This window comes from Streptomyces sp. NPDC055239 (assembly GCF_053606205.1).
In genome coordinates this window covers 330682-346994 of record NZ_JBSGRD010000007.1, presented here as the reverse complement: position 1 = coordinate 346994, position 16313 = coordinate 330682, and the positions used below count along the sequence as shown (strand labels likewise).

At 70.1% G+C, this 16313-nt stretch carries 13 protein-coding genes; 7 read left to right on the top strand and 6 right to left on the bottom strand.

Going from position 1 to position 16313, the window contains the following annotated elements; all coding sequences use genetic code 11:
- Window positions 1–41 precede the first annotated feature (41 nt).
- Complete coding sequence (locus tag ACWFRJ_RS24095; RefSeq protein ID WP_453534439.1) at window positions 42–986, top strand: aldo/keto reductase; 945 nt, start codon at window positions 42–44, stop codon at window positions 984–986.
- A gap of 58 nt (window positions 987–1044) precedes the next feature.
- A complete protein-coding gene (locus tag ACWFRJ_RS24090) occupies window positions 1045–1998 on the top strand; it encodes an aminoglycoside phosphotransferase family protein (RefSeq protein WP_453534436.1) in 954 nt (317 codons plus the stop codon).
- A 19-nt stretch (window positions 1999–2017) separates the two neighbouring features.
- Here the strand turns inward: ACWFRJ_RS24090 and ACWFRJ_RS24085 are convergent, their stop codons facing one another.
- Window positions 2018–3502 (bottom strand): alpha/beta hydrolase, encoded by a 1485-nt coding sequence (locus ACWFRJ_RS24085; RefSeq protein WP_453534433.1) that lies wholly within the window; start codon window positions 3500–3502, stop codon window positions 2018–2020.
- A gap of 210 nt (window positions 3503–3712) precedes the next feature.
- Between ACWFRJ_RS24085 and ACWFRJ_RS24080 the strand changes: the two genes are divergently transcribed.
- Window positions 3713–4780: a YncE family protein gene (locus ACWFRJ_RS24080; protein WP_453534430.1), complete on the top strand. Its 1068-nt coding sequence runs from the start codon at window positions 3713–3715 to the stop codon at window positions 4778–4780.
- Between the two features lie 21 nt (window positions 4781–4801).
- On the opposite strand, the gene ACWFRJ_RS24075 is transcribed toward ACWFRJ_RS24080, so the two are convergent.
- A complete protein-coding gene (locus tag ACWFRJ_RS24075) occupies window positions 4802–6091 on the bottom strand; it encodes an MFS transporter (protein WP_453534427.1) in 1290 nt (429 codons plus the stop codon).
- A 55-nt stretch (window positions 6092–6146) separates the two neighbouring features.
- On the opposite strand from ACWFRJ_RS24075, the gene ACWFRJ_RS24070 reads away from it, so the two are divergent.
- The 3 genes from ACWFRJ_RS24070 (at window position 6147) to ACWFRJ_RS24060 (ending at window position 9382) form a co-directional block, all read left to right on the top strand.
- Entirely contained in the window at window positions 6147–7466 is a 1320-nt protein-coding gene (locus tag ACWFRJ_RS24070) for an aminotransferase class I/II-fold pyridoxal phosphate-dependent enzyme (protein ID WP_453534425.1), read from the top strand.
- Window positions 7467–7565: 99 nt separating this feature from the next.
- Window positions 7566–8105, top strand: coding sequence for a GNAT family N-acetyltransferase (locus tag ACWFRJ_RS24065; protein WP_453534422.1), 540 nt, complete (start codon window positions 7566–7568; stop codon window positions 8103–8105).
- Window positions 8106–8272: 167 nt separating this feature from the next.
- Complete coding sequence (locus ACWFRJ_RS24060) at window positions 8273–9382, top strand: hypothetical protein (RefSeq protein ID WP_453534419.1); 1110 nt, start codon at window positions 8273–8275, stop codon at window positions 9380–9382.
- Window positions 9383–9425: 43 nt separating this feature from the next.
- Here the strand turns inward: ACWFRJ_RS24060 and ACWFRJ_RS24055 are convergent, their stop codons facing one another.
- The 3 genes from ACWFRJ_RS24055 to ACWFRJ_RS24045 form a co-directional block, all read right to left on the bottom strand.
- Window positions 9426–10235 carry an SDR family NAD(P)-dependent oxidoreductase gene (locus ACWFRJ_RS24055; RefSeq protein WP_453534416.1) on the bottom strand — a complete coding sequence of 270 codons (810 nt, stop codon included), beginning with the start codon at window positions 10233–10235 and terminating at the stop codon, window positions 9426–9428.
- A 121-nt stretch (window positions 10236–10356) separates the two neighbouring features.
- Window positions 10357–11835, bottom strand: coding sequence for an esterase (locus ACWFRJ_RS24050; RefSeq protein ID WP_453534413.1), 1479 nt, complete (start codon window positions 11833–11835; stop codon window positions 10357–10359).
- Between the two features lie 161 nt (window positions 11836–11996).
- Window positions 11997–13778 (bottom strand): carbamoyltransferase family protein, encoded by a 1782-nt coding sequence (locus ACWFRJ_RS24045; RefSeq protein WP_453534410.1) that lies wholly within the window; start codon window positions 13776–13778, stop codon window positions 11997–11999.
- A 113-nt stretch (window positions 13779–13891) separates the two neighbouring features.
- Here ACWFRJ_RS24045 and ACWFRJ_RS24040 point away from each other — a divergent pair, with 113 nt between their 5' ends.
- Window positions 13892–14338, top strand: coding sequence for a hypothetical protein (locus ACWFRJ_RS24040; RefSeq protein ID WP_453534407.1), 447 nt, complete (start codon window positions 13892–13894; stop codon window positions 14336–14338).
- 1 nt (window position 14339) lies between these two features.
- On the opposite strand, the gene ACWFRJ_RS24035 is transcribed toward ACWFRJ_RS24040, so the two are convergent.
- Entirely contained in the window at window positions 14340–16313 is a 1974-nt protein-coding gene (locus tag ACWFRJ_RS24035; protein ID WP_453534404.1) for an aminotransferase class I/II-fold pyridoxal phosphate-dependent enzyme, read from the bottom strand.

The window sequence follows — 16313 nt, the reverse complement described above, 5'->3', positions numbered from 1 at the left end:
CGATGGCCGGGTTCACCACGCACGGAAGCGGAGGAAGTGACATGGCATCACAGACCGACGTACGCACCAGCCGTGTGCTGTACGGGTGCATGGGACTCGGCGGCACCTGGGACACCACGCCGTACACCGCCCAGGACATCGCCGGGGCCGAGGCCGCCGTGGAGGCGTCGCTCGACGTCGGCATCACAGTGTTCGACCAGGCCGACATCTACCGGCACGGCAAGTCCGAGGCGGTCTTCGGAGAGGTGCTCGCCAGGGCGTCCGGGCTGCGCGAGCGCATCGTCCTGCAGACCAAGTGCGGCATCCGCCTCGCGGACGGTGAGAGGCCCGGTCTGTACGACCTGCGGGGGCCGAGCATCGTCCGACGCGTCGAGGAGAGCCTCACCCGGCTCCGCACCGACGTGATCGACGTACTGCTCCTGCACCGGCCGGATCCGCTGACGGGACCGGAGGAGATCGCGAAGGCACTTGCCTCACTGCACGGACAGGGCCTGGTGAGACGCTTCGGTGTGTCGAACATGAGCGCCGCGCAGATCGAGCATCTGCGGGCGCATCTCGACGTACCGCTTGTCGCCAACCAGCTGGAGATGAGCCTGGAGAGGCGCGACTGGGTCGAGGCGGGCGTGCTCGTGAACACCCCGGCCGCGGCGGGCAACGGCTTCCCGCACGGGACGCTCGAGTACTGCGGCACCAACGGGATCCAGCTCCAGGCCTGGGGAGCTCTCGCCCGGGGCCGCTTCACCGACGGCGGCGACTCACCGACCGCACGCCTGGTCGCCGACCTCGCCACCCGCAAGGGGACAACACCGGAAACGATCCTGCTGTGGTGGCTCCAGCGACACCCGGCGCACATCGCACCGGTCATCGGCACCAGCCGCCCCGAGCGCATCCGCGCCTGCCGGGACGCCGTGCACCGCGAACCCGACCTCACCCACGAGGAGTGGTACGCCCTGTGGACCACCGCCCGCGGCGGCCCACTGCCCTAAGGCCCTAGCCGCTCCTATAGCCGCCGGACGAATACTCCCGGCGGTCATAATCGACGCCGTGACCAAGCCCGCGGTCGAAGTCCGGCCCCTCGTATGCCAGAAGGCCAGGAGCTTCGGAGTCGTCGGAGAGCAGTGGCTCGCCGAACTGGCATCAGTCATCAATGATTTGGAGCGTCGGTGGTCCATCGATGTGGATGTCGGTCGGCCGTTGCTCGGTGGAACCTCCTCCTATGTGGTGCGGGCGCGGACCGGTGACGGAGGGGAAGCTGTGCTCAAACTCTCCCTTCCCTCACCGGACTTCGCGAGTCAGGTGCGGACCCTGCGTCTCGCGGAGGGCCAGGGGTATGTGCGGCTGCTCGCGTGCGACCTCAAGCGCCACGCCATGCTCCAGGAAGCCCTCGGGCCCTCGATGGACCGGCTCGGCCTCGCCCCTCGGGAGCAGATCGAGACGCTGTGCGCCATGCTCCGACGCGCATGGCGGGTACCTCGCGCCGCGGAGCTGACCGTCGATCCGGCTCAGGAGAAGGCACGCGCCCTGGGCGAGATGGTCGGGCGGTCGTGGGAGCGGCTCGGGCGGCCCTGTTCGGAGCGGGTCGTGAGCCAGGCGCTGACGTTCGCCGGGCGTCGCGCCGCCGCGTTCGATCCCGACCGTTGTGTGGTCGTGCACGGTGACCCGCATCCCGGCAACGCGCTGCGGGTCACCGCGCCTCGGGCCGGCGCCGATGCGGGGTTCGTCTTCGTGGATCCCGACGGGTTCCTCGCCGATCCCGCGTACGACCTCGGGGTCGTACTCCGCGACTGGTGCGGGGAGTTGAGGGGCATGGACGGGGCCGCCGCACGCGGTCTGGTCCGCTCGTACTGTGCGCTGCTCGCGGACCGGGCCGGTGTGGACGAGCGGGCGGTCTGGGAGTGGGGCTTCCTCGAGCGGGTGTCCACCGGCCTCTATGTGCTCGGCTTCGGCGCGGAGGAGCTCGGTCGGCCGTTCCTCGACACCGCGGAGCTGCTTGCCTGACCTTTCCTGGGGTCGGGCGCTAGCCGCAGTAGGTGTCCTGCCCCGGGCGCTCCCCCGTCGCCAGGTAGTGGGAGACGGTCCGGTCGCCGCACTCGTTGCCGTTGGCGAGGTAGGCGTTGTGACCCGTGGAGTCGACCGTGACCATGGTGGCGCGCTTGCCAAGTGCCGCACGGAGCTTCAGGGCGCCGCTGAGCGGAGTTGCCGGGTCGCGCTCGTTCTGTACGAGGAGGATGTTGGACGGGCCACTGCCGGTGATCCGTACCGGCGCCTCCTTGGGCCTGAACGGCCAGGCGGCGCACGGCATCGCGTTCCTCGGCATCCCCGCGGTCAGGGGGTACTTGGACCGGCTCTCGGCGACCGCCTTCTCGTACGCCGCTGTCGACTTGGGCCACTCGATGTCGTTGCAGAGGACCGCGGAACCCACCGCGAAGGAGTTTTCGACGACCGTCTCCGGCGGGGCCGGGGGCGCGGCGGGGACCTTCCCCTGCCGGGCGGCGAGGATCAGCTTCGCCAGGCCGGGGAAGCCGTCGGGGTCGTAGAGCGTGTTCAGGAGGGACTGGCGCAATACGTTGCCGTTGAGTTCCTCCGGGTTGGCGCCCGGCCACGGGATCGGCTCGCGGTCGAGCGTGGCAGCCAGCTTCAGGAACAGAGGACGCACCTCGGCAGCCGTATCGGCCAGGCGGTCCGGGTTCCCGGGCGCGGAGGCCCACTTGGCGAACTCCGGGAACGTGTCCTCGACTCCTGCCTCGCTCGACGCGACCCAGTTGCGGGAGACCCGCGTGTGGTCGGGGTCGTTATTGCTGTCGAGGACGATGCGGTCGGTGCGGTGCGGGAAGAGTTGGCTGTAGACCGCCCCGACGTACGTTCCGTACGAGACGCCCCACGCGGAGACCTTCCGCTCGCCGAGCGCCTCCCGGACGCGGTCGAGGTCGCGGGCCTGGTTGGCGGTGGTGATGTGGCGGATGAGGTCGCCGCCGTTGCGCGCGCAGGCGTCCGACATCCGCTGGGCCGTGGTCATGTTCTCGGTGATGGAACCGTCGGCCGCGGGCCAGGGACGCATTCTTGATGTGGCGAGGTCGGCATGTTCGAAGCCACAGGTGACCGGGGACGAGCGGCCGAGACCCCGGGGGTCGAAGCCGATCAGGTCGTAGGCGTCCCGGACCGCCTGCGGCAGCTTCTGCCCCTTGCCCGAGGGGTTGTTGATCCCGGAGCCGCCGGGTCCGCCGGGGATGAGGAGCAGGGCGCCGCGGCGCGCCGCGGGCTTCTCGCTGGGGATGCGGGAGACGGCGATGCCGATCTGCTTGCCCTCGGGGCGGGCGTAGTCCATCGGGACCTCGACGGTCGCGCACTCCTGGCGGGGGTCGATGCCGCTGCCCTCGCACGTCTTCCAGTCGAGGGGTTCGGGGGTGTCCGGAGTCGAGGCCGTCGCGGTCAGCGGTGCGGCGAGGGCGACGACCGCCGCGGAGGCGGTGAGCAGGGCCGCGTTTCGCTTGATCTTCGTCATGAGAGGAGCCTGGCTGATCCTCTCCTGCGGTCACATACGGCCAACTGGCATATGGGTAGGGGTGTTTGCACCACCCCTACCCCTAGGGGTCCTGGCGTCGCGTGTGGCGGGCGCCACACGATTCGAGATGCGTGACTTAGGTTAGGCTAAGCTAAGTTATCGAGTGATCGCCTCTCTTGGAGGCGCCTCAGTCAAGGAGATTGACGCAGCATGACCTCACTCACCTGCCGCATCCGCCGTACCGCCGCAGTCGCCGTGGCCCTCGCCGCCGGCAGCGCGCTGGCCCTGACCGGAACGGCGTCCGCGCAGCCCGGCCAGGCCTCCGGCAAAGCGTCCGGCTCGACCGTCGAGTCGGCGCCGCTCGTGAAGGGGCTCTACCAGTCGGCGTACTCCGAGCGGAACAACGTACTGTGGGCCACCTCCGCGGTGGGCCGCCCGCCCGTCACCGCCTCCAGCCTGCTGAAGGTCGATCCGCGCACGCTGAAGGTGAAGGCCAGCTACACGCCTCCGGTCACCAATGCCGAGACCGGCGCCGTCGAGGCCGTCTACGGAATCGCCGTCGACGACGAGCACAACACCGTCTGGACGACGAACACCCGTGACAACTCCGTCGCCGTCTACGACCAGCGCACCGGCAAGCACCTCGTCTCGCTGCCCGGCGTGAACCACGCCCGCGAGATCGTCGTGGACGCCAGGCACAACACGGCGTGGGCGAGCAGCTTCGGCGACGGCACCGTCGTCGCCTTCGACACCCGCACCTTCAAGGAGAAGAAGCGCGTCACGGTCGAGGGTTCGAGTCCGACCGGCCTCGCCGTGAACGCGCGGACCGGCGCCGCCTACGCCGCCGACCTCAACGGCGACCAGATCATCGAGATCGCCCCGAAGGGCGCGAGCCCCCGCCTCATCCCGACCGGCGACGGCCCGATCTCCATCGCGCTCTCCAAGGACGGCCGCACCGCCTACACCGCCGACCAGGCCGCAGGTGGCCTCTCGGTCGTCGACCTCAAGAAGGGCACCGTCACCAAGTCCGTGCCGACCGGCGCGGGCGCCCTGTCCGTCGCCACCGACCGGCGTTCGGGCAGCGTCCTGGTCGCCAACCGGACCCCCGGCACCGTCTCGGTCGTCGACCCCGCCAAGGGCGCCGTCGTCGAGACGCTGACCACCGGCGCCAACCCCAACCACGTCCAGGTGACGGGCGGTACGGCGTTCGTGGTCGACAAGTCCGCCGCAGGGCCCGAGGGCCAGGACCAGGCGCACCGCATCCGCGTCGGCCGCTGAGGCCACAGAGGCCACAGAGGCTCAATACCTCCCCGCGTACCGCCCGCCACGCAACCGTGGCGGGCGGTACGTCTTCGCAGGCCGCAACCGCTTGCGTACGAGACGACTCTGCGCCGCGACCGTCACGATCACGCCCGCGCCGAGCAGCGGCCAGGCAAGGGGCCCCGCGGCGATCACGGCGGTGACCAGGAGCGGCCCCCCGCTGCGCTGGGCGGACGAGGACAGGCCGTGCACACCGAGGTAGGCGCCCTGGGCGTCGTCGGGGGCCAGCGCGATGGAGAGTTCCCAGGACGCGATGGCGTGCAGTATCTCCGCGAAGGTGAACGCGATCGCCGCGACCGCCAGAGCGGTGACGGCCAGCCAGGTGCCGCCGGCCACCGAGGCCGTCATGGCGGCGCACCCGACGACGAAGCAGGCGGCCAGGGGTACGAGGAGCGCGCGGGCCCCGTCCGGCGTACCTCCGAAGCGGGACAGCGGGACCTGGCAGCAGACGACGAGCACGCAGTTGAGGACCATGAGCAGCGGCGCGAGGCCGTGCGGGGCGTCGGTGGCGTGGACGATCCACAGCGGCATGCCGACCTGGAGCACCGCGTCGTCGAGGAAGAGCGCCGCCTCGGTGGCGGTGAACAGCAGGTAGGGGCGGTCGCGCCAAGGGCTGGAGGGCAGGACGGGGAGCGCGGGGGCCGTGGAGTCGGTGACCACCCGGGAGGGCGATGGCGGTTCCGCACAGCGCAGGGTGAGGACCGAGGCGGCGAGGAAGCTGACCACGTTGCCGATGAGCAGGGCCTGGTAGGCGTGGGTGGTGCCGACGGCGAGGGCGAGTGCGCCGGACAGGCCGCCGATGGCCCAACCCGCGTTGGAGACGGAGCGCGTCACGGCTTGGTACCTGGTGCGCTCCGGGCCCGCGATACGGGCGGCGTACAGCTTGGTGAGGACATTGGCGCCGCGGTCGGCGAGGCTGTTGACGGACGAGTACAGCAGGAGCAGGGAGAAGTTGTCCGTCGTGAGGAGAGCCAACAGAGCTACGGCCTGCTGGAGTTGGGAACCGATGATGACGCGGGTGACGGGGAAGCGGTCGGCGAGGTGGCCCGCGAGCGGCGCACCCACGATGCCGACGGCCCCCGAGACGCCCATGAGCACGCCGACCTCGGCGACGGAGAGCCCGGTGACCAGGGTGAAGTAGAGGGCGGCCGCCCCCATCCAGAGACCGGTGCCCGCCTTGTTGATCAGTGCGATCCAGAGCATGCGGCGGCCGTCGATGCCCCCTGGAATACGTCCGTACAGCGCGGCCCGCCTGCTGCTGAGGCTCACCACTCCCCCTTGACCTACTTGACATCCATGTTTGTACTGATACATATTTGTTTACGTGGCAGCACAATATGCGATCAGCGGTACGACCGCCAAGGGCATTACCTCGTCGGTCGAACAGGCCGTGGCCGAGGGCGGCTTGGAGCCGGGCGAAGCGCTGCCTCCGGTGCGGCGGCTCGCCGATGAGCTCGGGGTCAGCGCGGGCACGGTGGCGACTGCCTACAAGGAGCTGCGCCGGCGCGGGATCGTGGTGACGCGCGGACGGGGCGGAACGGTGGTGGCACAGACCCCGGCGATCGGCGCACGCCGGCCGCCAAGGGTGCCGCCGGGGGTGCGCGATCTGGCGGGCGGGCATCCTGATCCGGCGCTGCTTCCGGTGCTGCTCCCGCCCGATCGGGTGGACCCCGTCAGCGGCTCGCACCGGGGTTCGCCGCGCCGTGCGGAACTCGAGGAGCTGGCCCGGGAGTGGTTCGCGCGGGACGGGGTGCCCGACAGCCGGGTGACCTTCGCGCACGGAGCGCTCGACTGCATGGCGCGGCTGCTTTCCACGGAACTGAAGCCCGGCGACGCGGTGGCGGTCGAGGACCCGGGTTTCCACCATCTCCTGGACCTGGTACCGGCGTTGGGCCTACGCATGGTGCCGGTGGCGGTGGACGATGAGGGAATCAGGCCGGAGGCCCTGAGTGGCGCGCTACGGGCCGGGGCCAGGGCCGTGGTGTGCAGCCCGAGAGGGCAGAACCCGATGGGCGGCTGCTTCTCGGAGGCGCGGCGGGACGCTCTGCTCGAAGTCCTCGGCGGCTTCCCGGAGGTCCTTGTCATCGAGGACGACCACAACGCGGAGATCGCGGGAGCGCCCTCGTACTCGCTGGCGGTCGGCGGGCTCGAACGCTGGGCCCAGGTGCGGACCGTCTCCAAGCATCTGAGCGTCGACCTGCGGTGGGCGGCGCTGGCGTGCGACGCCACCACGCTGGCCCGGCACGAGGGGCGGATGCTGCTCACTTCGGGGTGGGTCAGCCACGTACTGCAGGAGACCGTCGAGCGCACGATGACCGATCCCGCGGCGCGAGCCCTTGTCGGCCGGGCCGAACGCGCGTACACCGCGCGGCGCGACGCCCTGATCGGGGAGCTCGCGCGGCGCGGGATCGCGGCGCACGGCGCGAGCGGGATGAATGTGTGGGTTCCGGTACGGGACGAGTCCGCCGTGGTCAACGGGCTGCGCTCACGGGGGTGGTGGGTGGCCGCGGGCTCACGCTTCCGCATCACCACGCCCACCGCCGTACGGATCACCGCAGCCATGCTGGAGGTGTCGGACACCGCTGGGCTCGCCACGGACTTCGCCGCGGTGCTCGGTGAGTCCGAGGCCACGTACGGGGGCTGACTCAGAAGGTACGTACGGGAGTTGAGTGCGAGGCAAGATGGGCCATGTACGCGGCTGCCGCCGTACCACTCCCCCGTCTTCCCTCCCCCGAGGTGCCCCATGATCAGCTGGCGTCGACTCGACGAAGCCGACTTCCCCCTGCTGCGGCGATGGCTGGAGCAGCCCCACGTCGCGCGCTGGTGGAACCACGAGACCTCACCCGAAGCGGTGGCACGCGACTTCGGCGCGGCGGCCCGCGGAGAAGAGCCGTCGGAAGACCTGCTCATGTCGCTCGACGGCGTACCGTTCGGCCTCGTTCAGCGCTCTCGCTTCGCCGACTACCCCGAGGACGGGGATGAGTTGGCCGGTCAGGCGGAGATCCCCGAGGGCGCCATGACCATCGACTACCTGATCGGGGACCCTCTGCACGTCGGCCGAGGACTCGGCACACGCATGATCCGGACGATCGTCCGGGCCACCTGGGCCGACCATCCCCAGGCCACCGCGGTGCTCGTCCCCGTACACGTGGGCAATCCCGCGTCCTGGCGCGTCCTGGAGAAGGCGGGACTGCGACGGGTCGCCGAAGTGTCGCTCGAACCCGACAACCCCCTCGACGACCGCGCCCATTACCTCTACCGGATCGACCGCCCCGCGAATTGATCCGAGACCACCGTGATCCGGTACAGGTGCCCGCCGTGCTCACGAGGCGTCCGCCACGAATCGCGCATCCGCGTGCATTGACGGCTCACCTCACCCGGTTCAGGGTGTTGCCTCCGAAAAGACCTCAAGAAGGACTTCGAGCAGGACCTAGAGAAGGGCTCCCCTCCATGCGAAGACGTGCCTTTGTCCGTGGACTGGCCATCACCGGCGCCGGGTTGACCCTGCCCGTACCCCTGGCCGGCGCCGCCACCGCACGGCCCGATGCTGCCGCCGCATCCTGGCAGCAGATCGCCGCCCCGGCCGGACAGGAAGCCGCCCAGCTGCTCGCGGTCGCCGCCGCGAGCCCCGGACGCGCCTGGGCCGTGGGCGAACAGGGGCGCTACGGAGGCACCGTCGGCACCCCGCTCGCCCTCAGCTGGAACGGCTCAGCCTGGTCACTGACCGACCTCTCCCACCTGACGTACAGCGGTGGCCTGCGTGCGGTCGCCGCCTCTCCGGGCGGCGCGGCCTGGGCCATCGGCACGAACACCGCGGGGCAGGACCAGCTCCTCTCCTGGAACGGCACGACCTGGCGCGAGACCGACTTCCCCGGCCGAGGCGAGCCGGGGACCCGGCTGACCGGAGTCGCGTCCGCTCCCGGCGGCCGTTTCTGGGTGTCGGGCCGGCACGGTGACCGCGCCGGACTGATGCACGGCAACGCCAAGGCATGGCGCTGGTGCCGACCGCTGCCGGACGAGGCCGCGCCCACACCGTCCGGCGTTCATGTGACCCCCGGCGGTGAGGTGTGGGTCTTCGGCGACATCATCGCCCGCTGGGACGGCGCCTGGACGGTGGTGCCCCGCGCGCTCGGCATCCGCGCCTCGGTGACCGGCCTGCTCCCGGTCGCGCACGACGACATCTGGCTCACCGGATACGCGTACGGCGTGGGCGGGCCGCCCGGCAAGCCACCCGGTGTCGTGCTGCAGCACTGGGACGGCACCCAGTGGAACACTGTCCAGTCCCCCTTCACCGTCGGCCTCCTGAGCGGCATCAAGGGCGACGCCACGGGTCGGCCCGACCGGATCGCCGGCTGGGACTTCTGGGACCAGAAGCGCGCCCACTACCTGCGCTGGGACGGCACGGCCTGGATCAGTGAACGCGGACCGGAGGCGCCTTCCTCCTATCTGCCCGAGGCCATCGCCCCGATCCCCGGCACGGACGGCGGCTACTGGTCGGTGGGCACGACCTCCTTCTCGCCGTACCCACCCGCCCAGCTCCGCGTGGAGCGCTTCGGCTGACCCACCGGGTCTCCCCGACCCTGTCCTTCAGGCTCTCAGGCTCTCAGGCGCGCGGTGCGATGCCGAAGGTGAACGCGGACGTTCCGGGGTCCACTGCCGTCACCCCGCCGTCCACGGTGAGCACCGCGCCGTTGACGAAGGAGGCGGCGGGCGAGAGCAGCCAGGTGATCGCCTCGGCGACCTCCTCCGGCTCTCCCGGCCGGCCCGCCGGAACGAGCCGCGTCGCTTCCTCGTACCCCGCGTCGGCGCCGCCGTCCCCCAGCTGGGCCTCATCGGCGAACCGGGTCATCCGCCGGTCGGCCATCTCGGTCCGCACCCAGCTGGGGCACACGGTGTTGGCGCGGAGCCCGGCCTTGCCGTAGTCGACGGCGAGGGAACGGCACAGCTGGAGGAGCGCCGCCTTGGACGTGGCGTACGCGGCGTTGGCCACGCCGTTGCGCAGCGCGGCGACCGAGGCGACCGCGACCACCGAGCCGCGCGCCTCCAGGAGATGGGGAAGCGCGGCCCGCATCAGCTGGAAGGGACCCGTGAGGTTGGTGCGAAGGACGGTGTCCCAGTCCTCGTCGGAGAGATCACCGACGGCTCCGCCGCGCCCGACCCCGGCGTTGAGCACGAGCCCGTCGATGCGGCCATAGGCTTCCATGGCCGCATCGACGAGCCCGGCGACCTCCGCGGGATCCCCCGCGTCGGCGGGATGCGCCAGCGCCCCGGTCTCATCGGCGACCCGGCGCAGCGGCTCGGGGCGCCGACCGGAGATGACGACGCGGTGCCCGCCCGAACTCAGTTGCCGGGCCGTGGCGGCGCCGATGCCCGTTCCGCCGCCCGTGACGATGACAACTCGGCTCTCTGTCATGCCTGTTCAGCCTCCGAACGCAGTCGTGAGCCCATCGCCGCGATCATATGTAGACAACCGCAAGCAGCTCACGACCACGTTCGGACGACCTGCCGGTAGGGCCGCCGGGGGCCGCCGGTTCCTACTCGTCGATCGCCGCGCCGAACGCCGCGGCCTTGCCCGGCGCGCCGAGCGACTCCGCGCCGTACGTCCAGGACCCCGACGCGGTGATGCCGCCGGCCCCTGCGGACAGGACCCACACCACTCCGTCACCGGCGTTCTCGCCGGGCGCAGCGGCCAGGAGACCGAAGCGGCCGTCGCGGTTCGGGTCCGTCAGGCGTACCTGGGCACCCCACTTGTCGCCCTTCTCGGGCACACCGGGAATGTCCGCGGAGTCCTGGTCCCAGGACTTGGCGCCGGTCGCCGTGAGGCCGGTGCCCGCGCCGCGCAGCACCCAGACGGCTCCGGCGTCAGCGACCGTCCCGATGTCCTCGCCGGGCGCCCCTATGGCGACGTCCGCGTAGCCGTCGCCGTTCGTGTCCGCCACGGAGAGATCGGCGCCCCAGCCGTCACCGCGCTCGGCGGTGCCGGGGACGCCCGCACTGTCCTGCGTCCACCACTTGGCCTCGTCCTTGAGGCCGTCCGGGTCGCCGTAGCGGACGCCCACCAGGCCGCCGGTCTGCGTCTCGCCCCCGTCGTCGGGGGAGTTGGGCTCGCCGGTCACCAGGTCGTCGTAGCCGTCGTTGTCGATGTCGCCCGATGCCGCGACGGGGCCGCCGCGCAGGTCGTGCTCGTACGCGAGGCCGTCGGCGTTCCCCGAGAAGTACGCGGACCAGCCGTGCCCCGGCTCGTCCCCCACGGTCACGCCTGACACGACGAGATCGGCGAATCCGTTGTCGTCGTAGTCGCCGGTGGTGAGCGACTTCGGCACGATGTCGCGTCCGTCGGCCGCCGCGTCGAGACGCTCGGTCGCCTGCCGCCGCAGCGGTGCCTGTCCGTCTGCCTGCGGTGCGGCGTCGTACGCGAAGAGTTCCAGATCGTCCCGGTCCAGTACGGCGAGGACGTCGCCCGGCGTCTCACCGGTGAAGTGCGCGGCGGCGAGACTCAGGCCGAACTTCTCGCCCTTGGTGGGCTCCTGGGTTTCCAGCCAGTCGCTGTTGGCGCCGCTGAGGCCCTGCTTGGAGCCCCACAGGATCGCGACGCCACCGGCGTCCGCCGTGTCGCCGATGTCCTCGCCGGGGATGCCGACGATCGCGTCGTCGAAGCCGTCGCCGTCCAGGTCGCCGGTGGCGACAGCCGTTCCGAAGCCGTCACCGGCCTCGGCGGCGCCCGCGACGCCCGCCGTCGACTGGCTGAACCTGTCGACAGAGGTGGTGCCTATGCCTCTGGATGAACCGTACTGGGCCGTGACGAGACCGGCGCCTTTCTGGCCGCTGACCGTCGCCCCGGGGGCTCCGACCAGCACATCCTCATATCCGTCGCCGTTGAAGTCGCTGTTGCGGTCGTCGGCGTGCGTACCCCCAGGGGTGCCGGCGACAGCGGAGGGGGCGGCGGCGATGCCCGCCCCGGTCAGGAGGAGAAATGAGGCCGCGGTGAGAGCGGCCGAACGGTTCTTGCGCACGAGCGGCTCCTGTGAAGGAAGGTGGCCGGGCAAGCGCGAGGGTGTCCGGAAAGGGCCCGTTCCTTGTCCGGCGCCCTGTTCGACACCGGATGGGGCACAAGGGTTGTACACGTCCTTCGTTTCCGTGGTTCTTTCTGTCCGGAACTGATACCTCCCCTCACTCAGCGGCCCTTCTTGGTGACCACGAACCGGTCGATGACCAGGTAGTCGATCTCGGTGGCGAGGAAGCACTCCAGGGCGTCACGCGGCGAGCAGACGATGGGTTCGCCCGCCACGTTGAAGGAGGTGTTGAGGAGACAGGGGACGTCCGTCCGCGCCGTGAAGGCACGCAACAACCGCGCGAGCGCGGGGTTCTGCCGCTCGTCGACCGTCTGGACCCGTGCCGTGCCGTCCACGTGACAGGCGCCGGGGATCCGCTCCTGGTACTCCTTGCGCACCGGGAAGACGAACGTCATGTACGGGGACGAGGTCTTCTTGCCCATCTCGAAGACGCGGGGAGCCTCGGATTCGAGCACGACCGGCGCGAACGGGCGGAAGGGCTCCCGGTGTTTGACGCGGATGTTGATGATGTCCTTGATGTCGGGGAAGGCCGGGTTGGCAAGGATGCTGCGGTTGCCCAGGGCGCGCGGTCCGAATTCGGCGCGGCCCTGGAACCAGCCCACCACGTTCTTCTCGGCCAGCAGTTCCGCCGTCCTGTCGGCGACCGAAGCGGTGTCGGGCTCCTCCTGCCACTCGACGCGGTCCGCGTACTCCCCCAGCGTGTCGAGGATCTGCCGCTCGTCGTACGAGGGTCCGAGGTAGGGCGTGGTGACCGTGTCGGCGGGCCGGTTCCTGAGTCCGGCGGTGTACACGGCCGCGCCGATGGCGACACCCGGGTCGCTGGCCCCGAAGCTGACCTCCATGCCGGTGAACGACGAGCGCTCCAGCATCTTCGTGTTGGCGACGCAGTTGAGGGCAAGGCCGCCCTCGAAGAGCAGGTTGTCCAGGCTTGAGGCGGCGGTCAGCGCCCGCAGCTGATGAGCGGTGACGGCCTCGACCATGTGCTGGGCGAGACCGGCCACCTTGACCCGGAAGTCGAACTCCTCGCGCTTCTCGCTGTCGCCACCGAACAGATCGTCGAACAGCGCGTAGTAGGCGCCGATGTCGCTGGGGATGGACAGGGTGTACGAGCCGTTCTCGTGCAGGCGCACCACGCGTTCGAGCAGGGGGTTGTGCTGCGGCGGCGGGCCGTAGGCGGCGAGGCCCATCACCTTGTACTCGTCGTTGTTGGGGACGAACCCCAGATAGCGGGTGATCCTTCCGTAGGCCACGCCGAGCGAGTCGGCCATGCCGACGGTGCTCTCGTCGAAGAGGCGCACCACGCCGTCACGCAACTCGCCCATGACGGAGGAGAGGGTCTCGGCTCGGCCGTCACTCACCAGGAAGGCCGCGTCACCGCCCCCGGCCAGATATGCGCCGCACATGAGATGGGCCAGGTGATGGGGCACCAGGACAAGCTTGTTGGGGTCAAGGGCGTGGCCGGTGCGCTGGACGAAGTCGCCGTACACCGCTTCGCGGCTGAGCATGTCGGTGTAGAGCTCACCCGTGCGCCGCAGGGCGTCGAACTTCGCCGCGACCGGCATCTCGGCATCGCATATCCGCGCAATCATCTCCTCGGCCACGGTCGGCGAAAAGCGCCAGGGGAATGCGAAGACGTCGACCTGGTCGAGTTCGACACCGGCGGAGTCGAGGCACCATTTGATCGCGTTCGCCGGGAAGTCTGAGGTCTTCTTGACCCGGCTCAGCTGTTCCTCCTCGACGGCGGCGACCACCTCGCCGTCAATGGTCAGAGCCGCTGCGGCATCATGCCCCACAAGGAGATTACGACCGACGCCGGTCGCCCCGTAGAGACGTCCGAAAAGCTCCGCACCCCTGGTGAATCCGTTGTAACCGAGTACGATCACAGGCCTTCATCCTCCTCATCGGGTCAATTGCCGTACGGGCAAAGCTACTTGACTCACGCACATTTCAGTTACAGTGCCAGCGACGCACACCAGTGACCGAAAGGATCCGCTCCGTGAGCCACGATTCGCCCTCCACCACTTCTCTGACCAGCACGGTCGTCGCAGAAGCGTTTGATCGCTGGAGCCCCCCGCTGCACAAGGAATTCGAGAACAACACCCACAATGGCCGTATCGGTCAGTCACTGGTGAAAGAGTCCGATTCGCTGCGCATCTGGGAAACCCATCTCCAGCCGGGGGAGCGCATTCCGGTTCACCGGCACGTACTTGACTATTCCTGGATAGCTCTCACCGACGGCAAAGCCCGCCAGCACGCGAGTGACGGAAGCAGCCGGGAGATCTCGTACGTCCGCGGACAGAACCAGCATTTCAGTTTCGCCGCCGAGCGCTACCACCTCCATGACTTGAAGAATATCGGCGACGAAGTTCTGTCGTTCCTGGTGGTCGAGATGAAGAACGGAGCGAACGAGCCTCTTCATCTCGACGACATCATCGGTTCCTGACTTACAGCGCCGCAGAGAGCGCATCGAGCAGCGCATCGTTCGCACGCCGATTCCCGATGGAGATGCGGCAGGTGGCGGGGATCAGGAAGCCGACGTCGGCGACCATGATCCCCGCGTCGTGCAGCTGCTCCATGACGCGCTCGTGCTTGTGGAGCCGGACGAGCAGGAAGTTGGCCTCCGAGGGGAACACCCGCTCCACCGCGGGGTGATCGGCCAGAATCCGCGCCATCCGGTCACGCTCGGACCGGATGTGCCGGATGCTGGCGGTGACTCTCCGCGCGTTGGTCAGCCGGTCCCGCACGGCGCTCTGCGACGCGTCGGTGAACCCGAAGGGCACCTGCATCCGCCGCAGTGCTTCGATGATGCCGGGCTGTGCCAGGGCGATCCCGCAACGGGCGCCGGCGAGGCCCCACGCCTTCGAGAGGGTTCTGAGCACGATGAGGTTGTCGTGCTCGGCGACAAGACCGGCGTACGAGGGTTTCTCGCTGAACTCGACGTACGCCTCGTCGATCACGACGAGACCTCGCGTACCGGTGACAAGGGCCCGCACCCGCGCCGGATCGAGCCTGGTCCCCACGGGGTTGTTCGGGTCGCACAGGATGGTCACCCGTGGATCGGCCGCCAGGATCCGCTCGGTGTCTAGCTCGGACAGGTCGTCGCCGCGCAGGGGCACCTCGACAAGAGGCAGGCGCAGCAGGCGGGCGAAGTGGGCGTAGAGCGGGAAGGTGGGCGGTGTGACGCACACGCTCTCACCGGGCGAGGCCAGCGCCGCCAGGAGAAGCATGATGCCGTCGACCGACCCACTGCTGAACAGCAGATGATCCGCTGTCAGTGCGCCGGTGCCCTCGTGTCCTGGCAGCTTCGAGATCGTGTCCAGGTACGTCTCGGCGAGCTCGGTCGTGTCGAGATGGGGGTAGTGGCCCCCGGCGCCCAGAAACGGGTTGGTGTTGCTCGACAGGTCGATGGTGTCGAACCGAGGCTGGTGGCGGGAGCGTGCCGGGCCCGGGACCGGCACGGTCGTGACGGGCGGAGCCGCGAAACGCGAGAGTCCCTGCTCTGCCTCCGCTTCCTCCGGGGCCAGACCCGTGACGCCTTCGGCGCGCAGCCAGTGGTCGAGGGGGACGAACAGGTCGGCTCCGATCCTGCGCTTGCCGTCGGTCTCCCCCGGGCCGAGATGGACCCAGTGCAGGCCGGAGCGCCGGGCATCGAGGTAGAGCCCGTACAGGGCCGCCGCGTGGAGGTCGCTGCCCGCTGCCGGATCGTCCTGGTCGACGGCCTGTGTGAGGTGGTAGAGACCTCGGCCGTTGCGGGACCTGACGGTGAGCGCGACCTGGACCGCCGTGTCCCCTCGGCGGCGTACGAGCATCTCCGTACGGTCCGCCAGCTCACCGTCCGCCAGTGCGTCCAGGGCCTCGGCGCTGTAAGGGTTGTGGCCGCCGTCGTGGCGTTCCGCCCGGCGCCGGTGGAGTTCCACGAAGGCGTCTCGCGCCCAAGGCGCCCCGGCGAGCCCGCTCAAGCGGATCCGCTCCCAGGTGAGTTCACGGGAAGCCGTGTCGTGACAGCGGCGCAAGGCGCGTTGCCGACCGCCACCGACTCGGGCACGCAGGATTTCGTCCACGTCCCCCGTCAGGCGGACGACGCTCTCGGCTCCGGCGGCCAGGGGCACGAAGCCTGCTGCCCGCAGCGCGCGGGAGTCGTCGCTGCGGCGGACGTTGGGCACGAGGATCTGGGGTACGTCCAGCGTCTCCGCACGGCGCACGAGATCATCGACCGAGCGGGCGGTGGGAGCGGGGCTCGTCGGGTTGTACAGGGCGCCGCCACCGACCAGGGTGGGGCGCTGAAGCACCGCAGGATCCAGCGCGGTGAACGCGTTTTCGTCGCGGCCGAGTCGGGCCAGGGAGCCCACCGGTTCACGGGAACCGAGGGCGGCGCTCAGCATCCGCTGCAGCGCCTCTGCGTCTGTGGGCCTGCGCAT

What these genes read in the sequence shown, in the direction of transcription:
- ACWFRJ_RS24065 (WP_453534422.1), top strand. Translation starts at nt 7,566, where the DNA reads ATGATCAGCTGGCGTCGACTCGACGAAGCCGACTTCCCCCTGCTGCGG.
- ACWFRJ_RS24085 (WP_453534433.1), bottom strand. Translation starts at nt 3,502, where the DNA reads ATGACGAAGATCAAGCGAAACGCGGCCCTGCTCACCGCCTCCGCGGCG.
- ACWFRJ_RS24080 (WP_453534430.1), top strand. Translation starts at nt 3,713, where the DNA reads ATGACCTCACTCACCTGCCGCATCCGCCGTACCGCCGCAGTCGCCGTG.
- ACWFRJ_RS24060 (WP_453534419.1), top strand. Translation starts at nt 8,273, where the DNA reads ATGCGAAGACGTGCCTTTGTCCGTGGACTGGCCATCACCGGCGCCGGG.
- ACWFRJ_RS24035 (WP_453534404.1), bottom strand. Translation starts at nt 16,313, where the DNA reads ATGCGCAGGCCCACAGACGCAGAGGCGCTGCAGCGGATGCTGAGCGCC.
- ACWFRJ_RS24055 (WP_453534416.1), bottom strand. Translation starts at nt 10,235, where the DNA reads ATGACAGAGAGCCGAGTTGTCATCGTCACGGGCGGCGGAACGGGCATC.
- ACWFRJ_RS24095 (WP_453534439.1), top strand. Translation starts at nt 42, where the DNA reads ATGGCATCACAGACCGACGTACGCACCAGCCGTGTGCTGTACGGGTGC.